3 protein-coding genes are annotated in these 1,209 nt (G+C 36.2%); 1 reads left to right on the top strand and 2 read right to left on the bottom strand.

Features of this window, described 5'->3' with window-relative positions:
- Together ACFIL3_RS10325 and rpsO are read right to left on the bottom strand one after the other, a co-directional pair.
- The coding region (locus ACFIL3_RS10325) for a hypothetical protein (protein WP_375682236.1) at positions 1-203 on the bottom strand (203 nt) is incomplete at its 3' end.
- Between the two features lie 249 nt (positions 204-452).
- Positions 453-722 carry a 30S ribosomal protein S15 gene (gene rpsO, locus ACFIL3_RS10320; protein ID WP_375611819.1) on the bottom strand — a complete coding sequence of 90 codons (270 nt, stop codon included), beginning with the start codon at positions 720-722 and terminating at the stop codon, positions 453-455.
- 314 nt (positions 723-1,036) lie between these two features.
- Here rpsO and ACFIL3_RS10315 point away from each other — a divergent pair.
- Positions 1,037-1,209, top strand: a 173-nt coding sequence (locus tag ACFIL3_RS10315) for an MFS transporter (protein ID WP_375682237.1), incomplete at its 3' end; no start/stop codon positions are given.

The raw sequence follows: 1,209 nt of genomic DNA, 5'->3' as shown, positions 1-1,209 counted from the left end.
TAGGATTTTTCTTGATAATTAACGGTGAGTGGAAAAAAGTCCTGGTCTGGTTTTGGGATTTTGGCCGATACAACGGTTGCTAAGACAATAGTTTCTCCATAGGTAGCAATCACTGCACCATCAGCTTGACGCGCTATTTTCCCTGTCTCAAGGGTGAGAGGACGCCCAGCCCATTCAATTTCTATCTTGTGCGTTTTGAACATTTTTTATCCTTAATGACCAGTGTTTAAATCTTTGATTGCTTACATTCTGGTTGTGCATAGCATATTTGCAAATTCTGGGGTGAACAACAAATTACTTCCTTTGTTACGACGAAGAGAGAAGTAAATCGTATTAAATGCGAAACGATGAGCAGTTCTATCCCATAATAACTTATCAGTTTTTAAAATTTTTAATTAAAAGCAACACGTTGAAAAAATGGGTGTTTTTTAAATATCACTTCCATTTTTCTTTTAGCGACGCAAACCTAACTTCTTTATAAGTGTCTGATAACGATTTTGGTCAACTCCTTTAAGATAATCAAGAAGACGCCGACGTTGAGATACCATCTTCAAAAGACCACGACGAGAATGATTATCTTTTTTGTGAGATTTAAAGTGGTTTGTTAAATTAGAAATACGTTCAGAAAGTACAGCAATTTGCACTTCTGGTGATCCTGTATCACCAACTTTGTTTGCGTATTCTGCGACAAGAGCTTTTTTACGTTCAGCTGTAATCGACATCGTATTATCCTTTCCAAAAACGAAGAAACATAAAGCCACCCATAGCCGAGATGTCGTTCAGCAAGGGTCTGTGAGAAAACAGGAAAAGTCGAAGACTCTTACCTATTTTCGTTCTTATATAGGAAAGAAGGTTAAAATACTAGTCCTTGACAGCATTTTGAAGTCTTTCTTTAAATAAAAGCTTTTGTTTTGAAATATTGATTTAAATAGAGTTTTATGAGAAGTGTTTTAAACAATTATGCATCCTTTTGATACAAAGATTATGAGTGTGTGTGAGTGGTAACAAAAGTGATAAATAGCGTTGGAGGGAAAAGATGCAGAGCATTTCAACATTAAAACTTTTTCGTAATTCGGTATTTCGAAATTTATGGTCATCTACTCTTATTTCTAATTTAGGGGGGCTGATACAAGCTGTTGGAGCAGGGTGGTTAATGGCGTTGATTAGTTCTTCGCATTCCATGGTTGGGCTAGTTCAAAGTGCCACAAC

Source organism: Bartonella sp. CE47NXGY, from assembly GCF_042195415.1.
Classification (GTDB): domain Bacteria; phylum Pseudomonadota; class Alphaproteobacteria; order Rhizobiales; family Rhizobiaceae; genus Bartonella.
This window is presented reverse-complemented; position numbering and strand designations above follow the sequence as displayed.